The following is a 6,355-nucleotide window of genomic DNA, read 5'->3' on the forward strand; positions in this document are numbered from 1 at the left end:
CGAGGATCCCGAGCCCGCCCGCCGGTGCCGTGCCCCCACGCACCGGAAGCGAATCCCGCCCCCCGGTGGGATTCGCTGCTGTCTCCACTGGATGAGACGAGGGGGAACGCGTTTCATTACGCGATTCGCGAAGAAAGTTCGAGAAAGTCGGCGCGGGGTTCTCAGCCGCGGATCGTGTCGAGGAAGTCGTCGACCACGGGAGCCAGCGACGCGCCGACCTCCTCCGCCGGGCGCTTGCGCCCCTTCACCTCGAACGAGTGACCGCCGCCGTCGATCCAGTGCACGCGGGCGTCTTGGCAGGAGGCGACCGCCTCCTCGAACTGCGACAGCGGCTGGATGAACGGGTCCGTCGTCCCTTCCACGAAGAGCTGCGGCACGGCGATCGCCGGAAGGTGCTCGATGCGCGGCCTGTCCGGGCGTCCCGGGGGATGCAGCGGGTAGCCGAGGTACACGAGCCCGTCCACGACGAGGCCGTCCGCCACCGCCAGCGACGCCATACGTCCTCCGTACGACTTGCCCGTCGCCCAGATGCGCGCCGCGGGGTGGGCCGCACGGGCGGCGGCGACCACAGCGCGCCACGTGGCCGTCGCGTGCGCGGCGGGACCGGGCATCCGGCGCCCCTGCTCGACGTAGGGGAAGTTGAAGCGGACGGTCGAGTAGCCGCGCTCACCGAGCGCCGCCGCGAAACCGCGAAGGAACGGATGGTCCTTGCCGGCGCCGGCACCGTGGGCGATCAGCACGACATCGTCGCGGCTGCCCTCGGTCGCGTCGACCGAGATCGTCGCCGGTCCGGTCGGCAGCGCGACCTCCAGGGTGCTCATCCGCGGGCGCCGGGATTCAGCGCGCGGGACCGGAGACGCCGCCGATGCCGGGATCGGCGGGGCGCGGCGGGATCCCGGGCTCGGGCGCGGGGGCAGGGGCAGCACCCGGCTCGGGGGCAGCACCAGGCTCGGGCGCGGGGGCGGGTGCCGGAGCAGCACCGGGCTCGGGAGCGGGCGTCGGGGCCGGGTTCGTACCGGGACCGGGCGCAGGAGCCGGGCTGGCGTCAGGGCCGGGGGCCGGGATCGTCTCCGGGCCGGGAGCGGGGTCGGTACCCGGAGCCGGAGTGCCGGCGGGAGTCGGCGCGGGGCTCGCGTCCGGACCGGGAGCGTGGTCCGCACCCGGTGCTGGTGCGGGTGACACGGGAGGCGTGCCGCCGGGAGTGATGCGCTCCCCGTACCGCGGCGGCTCGTCGAGGTTCACGGGCGGCCGGACGGGCGCCACGCGCGTGGAGCCGAGCACCTGCCGCGCCTTGGCGAGCGAACCCGGCTGCACGGTGACCTCGTAGTGGTCGGCGGCGAACTGGGTGACACTGGCGAAGTCGCGCCGCCGCCGCACGATCGCGTAGGTGATGAGGCTCAGCAGCATGCCGACCGCGACGCCGATCAGCACGAAGCCCACGAAGAGCTGGATCGGCACCTCCGGGTTTCCCAGCACCAGGATCGCGGAGAGGAACAGTCCGATCAGCACGCCGTTGATCGCGCCGGAGCGGGCAGCGGCCGCGTAGCCCAGCCGGCCCGTCACGCGCTCGACCGTGCGGACGCTCTGCCCCACGATCGCGATGTCCCGTGCCGGAACCTCTCCGGCGATCAGCTTCGACACCGTCTTCTGCGCGTTCTCGTAGTCCCGCGTCGAGGCGACGATCTCACCGGTGTCCGTGCCGCTCGCTGGGCGATTAAGCATGCTCATCAAGCCATTCTTCCATGCCGAGGATCGGCGCGGCCGAGGGGTGCCGCGACCGCCGCCCGGCAGACCCCCGGGCTACGCTGGTCAAGTGAGCACACAACGGGTTTTCGCCGCGCGCCTGGCAGGGTGCGCCGTCTTCGATCCCGTCGGCGACCGGCTCGGCAAGGTCCGCGACGTCGTCGTCGTGTATCGAAGTACCGCGGCCCCGCGTGTGATCGGGCTCGTGGTGGAGATCCCGGGTCGCCGGCACGTGTTCCTCTCGATCGGCAGGGTCACCTCGATCCGCTCCGGCCAGGTCATCACGACCGGCCTCATCAACGTCCGCCGCTTCTCCCCGCGCGCCGGTGAGGTGCGGGTGCTCGCGGAGATGCTCGGACGACGGGTCGGCTTCGTCGACGGCAGCGGCACCGCCGTCATCGAGGACGTCGCGATCGAGCCCAACCGCCTCGGCGAATGGGCGATCAGCCAGCTGTTCCTCCGCCGGCCGAAGACCGGTGCCTCCCCGTTCGCGAAGGGCCCGACCACGTTCGCGGCCTGGAACGAGGTCGCCGAGGAGCGCGCGCCCGGGGAGTCGCAGTCGGCCGAGCAGCTCGTCGCCTCCTACTCCGAGCTGCATGCCGCCGACCTCGCCAACACGCTCCTCGACCTCCCGCAGCAGCGCATGATCGAGGTCGCGGAGGAGCTCTCCGACGACCGGCTCGCCGACGCGCTCGAGGAGATGCCCGAGGACGAGCAGGTGCACATCCTGGACCGGCTGGGCGACGAGCGCGCCGCCGACATCCTCGACCAGATGGAGCCGGACGACGCGGCCGACCTGCTCGCACAGCTGCCCCCGAACCGCCTGGAGCAGCTGCTGGAGCTCATGGAGCCCGAGGAGGCCGAGGACGTCCGCATGCTGCTGCGGTACGGGCCGGACACCGCGGGCGGACTGATGACTCCGGAGCCGATCATCCTCTCCGCCGACGCGACCGTGGCCGAGGCGCTCGCCCTGATCCGGCGCCACGAGCTGCACCCCGCCCTCGCGGCTGCCGTGTTCGTGACGCTGCCGCCGTTCGAGACGCCGACGGGCCGCCTGCTGGGGCTCGTGCACTTCCAGCGCATGCTGCGCTACCCGCCGCACGAGCGGCTGGGCGCGATCCTCGACGACAGCCTGGAACCCGTCCCGGTCACCGCGTCCGCAGCGGAGGTCGCCCGGCTGCTGGCCAGCTACGACCTGGTGTCGCTCCCGGTGATCGATGCCGCGCACCGCCTGGTCGGGGCGATCAGCATCGACGATGTGCTCGACTACCTGCTCCCCGACGACTGGCGCACGCACGACAGCGACGAGGCCGCGCCGCCCACGAGGGAGGTGCGGTGATGGCGCGCCTGTCCCGCTCCTCCCCTCGTCTGGATGCTCCGGTGCGCACCTCCACGCGGCCGCGCACGACCTCGCGCGATCGCTTCGGCCGGTTCACCGAGTGGGTGGCCAGGGCCATGGGCACGCCGGCGTTCCTCGTCATCCTCAGCCTGTTCTGCGTCCTCTGGATCGGCTGGAACACGCTGATGCCGCACCATCTGCGCTTCGACGATGCGGCGCTCGGCTTCACCGCGCTCACGCTGATGCTCTCGCTGCAGGCGTCCTACGCCGCGCCGCTCATCCTGCTCGCGCAGAACCGTCAGGACGACCGCGACCGGGTGCAGATCGAGCAGGATCGGCAGCGTGCCGAGCGCAACCTCGCCGACACGGAGTACCTGGCCAGGGAGATCGTGGCGCTGCGGATGTCGCTCGAGGAGCGCAACGCGCAGGTCGTCACGCGTGACGTGCTCCGCCAGGAGCTGCGGGCGCTGCTGGCCGAGCTCGGCGACGCCGACGAGAAGCCGGCGGGCGGCGGGACTCCATGACGGCCGCCGAGAGCGTCAGGGCAGCGGTCGCCGCCGTCACCGACCCGGAACTGCGCCGCCCGATCGGCGAGCTCGACATGGTGCGCGACATCACGGTCGTCGGCGGCACGGCGAAGGTCGGCATCGCGCTGACCATCGTCGGCTGCCCGGCGGCGGACCGCATCGAGCGGGACGTGCGCCAGGCGGCGGCCTCGGTCGCTGGCGTGGAAGCCGTCGAGGTCGAGGTGGGCGTGATGACCCCGGCGGAGCGGAAGGCCCTCACCGAGAAGCTGCGCGCCGGCCGCCCGCCGCGGCACATGCCGTTCGGGCCGGACTCCCTCACGCGCGTCATCCTGGTCTCCAGCGGCAAGGGCGGCGTCGGCAAGTCGACCGTCACCGCCAATCTCGCCGTCGCCCTGGCCGCGCGCGGCCTCTCCGTCGGCCTGGTCGACGCCGACGTGCACGGATTCTCCATCCCGGGCCTGCTCGGCATCCCCGCCGGCACGCAGCCCACCCGCATCGACGACCTGATGCTGCCGCCGGTGGCGCACGGGGTGAAGACCATCTCGATCGGCATGTTCCTGCGCGATGGGGAGTCCGTGGTCGCCTGGCGCGGACCCATGCTGCACCGCACGGTGTCGCAGTTCCTCACCGACGTGTTCTTCGGCGATCTCGACGTGCTCCTCATCGACATGCCGCCCGGCACCGGTGACATCGCGATCTCCATCGGCCAGCTGCTTCCGCACGCCGAGGTGCTCGTCGTGACGACACCGCAGGCCGCCGCCTCCGACGTCGCGATCCGCAGTGGCCTGGTCGCCAGGCAGACCGGTCAGCGCGTGATCGGCGTGATCGAGAACATGGCCGCGTACACGCTGCCGGACGGCACCGTCGTCGACCTGTTCGGTGCGGGTGGCGGCGCCGCCGTGGCGGAGGCGCTGTCCGAGCCGGATGCCCCTGTCCCGCTGCTGGCCTCCATCCCGCTGAGTCCCGCACTCCGGCAGGGCGGGGATGCGGGAGTACCCGTCGTCGCGGCCGCTCCCGATGACGCCGCCGCCGCGGCCATCCGCGACCTCGCCGGCCGCCTGGCGCGCCGCGGCCGGGGACTCGCCGGGCGTTCGCTGCCGATGTCGGTCGGCTGAGCGCGCGTGGGAGGATGGCGGGATGCCGCACCGCTCCGTGACGATCGATGAGAGCCTGCTCCGGCGGATGGCGCGAGACGCCGCGATCTACTCGCTGACGCGTCCGGTGGCGATTGTGATGTGGCTGGCGCTGGCCGCCGCGTTCGTGCTCGGGGTACTCAACCTCAACGCCAGGACCGCCGCCGGTGACCAGGTGTCGGTGATCGTGTCCCTGACGCCGGTCGTGGTCCTCGGCCTCGCGCTGTACGCGATCGTGTTGTCCACCTCCTCCGCACGGCGCGCGGTCCGGGCGGCGATGCCGGTCGAGAGCGTCGTCTGGGTGTCGCTGGAGGAGGACCGGCTGCAGCTCGGCAGCGACCGTCGCCGTTCCGAGATCCCCTACCGCACCTTCCAGCACGTGCGGGTCGGGCGCGATGCGGTACTGCTGAAGATCCGCGATGCCTCGGTGGCGACGGCCATCCCCCGGATGCTGCTCAGCGACGAGGACATCGCGATCCTGCGCGCTCGCGTCGCCTGAGGCCGCTGCGCCGGTCTACGTCGCCTCGGAGTCGAACGGCGGCAGGTCGTCCGCGCTGAAGGTCGGCGGCGCCGTGCGCGGCGCGATGGGCTCGGCGATCGTCGCGGTCGCCTGCGCCGGGGTGGCGGGCTGCGGCTCCTCCAGCAGCGCGTCGCGGATGATGCGCCGCGGGTCGTACTGACGCGGGTCGAGCTTGCGCCAGTCCACGTCGTCGAGCTCCGGTCCCATCTCCTCGCGCATGCGCGACTTCGTGTCACGCAGGTACTCCCCCGCCTTGCGCACCATGCGGGCGAATCCCTCGGCCGCACGGGGAAGACGTTCGGGCCCGATGATGAGCACCGCGATCAGGCCGATCAGCAGCAGCTTCTCGAAGGTGAGACCGAACGTCATGTGTCCAGGCTACCGCCGCGCCTGCGGTCTCCGCGCGCCGGGAGCCCATACCCTGGAGGGAACACCCATGCAGGCAGGGAGAGGCAGGAATGAGCGAGCACGACGCCAACGCACGCTTCCTTCGTGAGTCCATCGTCGAACCGGACCCCATCGCCCGCGCCCGCGCCCATGCGGCCGAACTCGGTGCGGCTCCGGTGAGCGCGTCCGTGGGCTCGCAGATCGCGGTGCTGGCAGCGGCGGCCGCCGCCCGCTCCATCGTCGAGATCGGCACCGGTGCCGGCGTCTCCGGCCTCTGGCTGCTCCGCGGCGCCCCGCAGGCCGTGCTCACCACGATCGACAACGAGCCCGAGCACCTCGCCGCCGCCCGCCAGGCGTTCGCCGACTCCCGCGTGCCGTCGACCAGGGCGCGCTTCATCACCGGCCGCGCGAGCGACGTGCTCCCCCGCATGAACGAGTCCTCGTACGACATCGTGCTGGTCGACGCCGACCCGGAGAACGTGATCGAGTACGTCGAGCACGGCCTGCGACTCGCGCGCACCGGGGGCATGGTGCTGGTACCGCGGGTGCTCGCCGGTGGACGCGTCGCCGACCCCGTGCAGCGCGACGACGTCACGTCGGCCTACCGCTCGCTGGTGCAGGAGACGCAGGAATCCTCGGCCGTGCTGGCCACCGTCTCCCCCGCGGGCGAGGGCCTGCTGCAGCTCGTGCGGCTCGACGACCGCGA

8 protein-coding genes are annotated in these 6,355 nt (G+C 72.5%); 5 read left to right on the plus strand and 3 right to left on the minus strand.

Annotated elements, in window-relative coordinates; translation table 11 throughout:
* Positions 1 to 161: 161 nt before the first annotated feature.
* Positions 162 to 821, minus strand: coding sequence for an alpha/beta fold hydrolase (locus tag M3C17_RS18590; RefSeq protein WP_259979541.1), 660 nt, complete (start codon positions 819 to 821; stop codon positions 162 to 164).
* A gap of 16 nt (positions 822 to 837) precedes the next feature.
* Positions 838 to 1,728 (minus strand): general stress protein, encoded by an 891-nt coding sequence (locus M3C17_RS18800; RefSeq protein ID WP_311198459.1) that lies wholly within the window; start codon positions 1,726 to 1,728, stop codon positions 838 to 840.
* Between the two features lie 85 nt (positions 1,729 to 1,813).
* On the opposite strand from M3C17_RS18800, the gene M3C17_RS18600 reads away from it, so the two are divergent.
* The 4 genes from M3C17_RS18600 to M3C17_RS18615 are packed head-to-tail and all read left to right on the plus strand — an operon-like array spanning position 1,814 to position 5,241.
* Positions 1,814 to 3,082, plus strand: coding sequence for a magnesium transporter MgtE N-terminal domain-containing protein (locus tag M3C17_RS18600; protein WP_259979542.1), 1,269 nt, complete (start codon positions 1,814 to 1,816; stop codon positions 3,080 to 3,082).
* A complete protein-coding gene (locus M3C17_RS18605; RefSeq protein ID WP_259979543.1) occupies positions 3,082 to 3,606 on the plus strand; it encodes a DUF1003 domain-containing protein in 525 nt (174 codons plus the stop codon). Before M3C17_RS18600 ends, M3C17_RS18605 begins: the two co-directional genes overlap by 1 nt.
* Positions 3,603 to 4,724, plus strand: a complete 1,122-nt coding sequence (locus M3C17_RS18610; protein WP_259979544.1) for an Mrp/NBP35 family ATP-binding protein — start codon at positions 3,603 to 3,605, stop codon at positions 4,722 to 4,724. Before M3C17_RS18605 ends, M3C17_RS18610 begins: the two co-directional genes overlap by 4 nt.
* Before the next feature lie 22 nt (positions 4,725 to 4,746).
* The gene (locus M3C17_RS18615) at positions 4,747 to 5,241 is read left to right on the plus strand and encodes a YcxB family protein (protein WP_259979545.1); all 495 of its coding nucleotides are present in this window, start codon (positions 4,747 to 4,749) and stop codon (positions 5,239 to 5,241) included.
* 15 nt (positions 5,242 to 5,256) lie between these two features.
* On the opposite strand, the gene M3C17_RS18620 is transcribed toward M3C17_RS18615, so the two are convergent.
* Positions 5,257 to 5,631 (minus strand): twin-arginine translocase TatA/TatE family subunit, encoded by a 375-nt coding sequence (locus M3C17_RS18620; RefSeq protein WP_259979546.1) that lies wholly within the window; start codon positions 5,629 to 5,631, stop codon positions 5,257 to 5,259.
* An 89-nt stretch (positions 5,632 to 5,720) separates the two neighbouring features.
* Between M3C17_RS18620 and M3C17_RS18625 the strand changes: the two genes are divergently transcribed.
* A partial coding sequence (locus M3C17_RS18625) for an O-methyltransferase (RefSeq protein WP_259979547.1) occupies positions 5,721 to 6,355 on the plus strand: 635 nt, incomplete at its 3' end.

This window comes from Microbacterium sp. p3-SID336, from assembly GCF_025143365.1.
GTDB lineage: Bacteria > Actinomycetota > Actinomycetes > Actinomycetales > Microbacteriaceae > Microbacterium.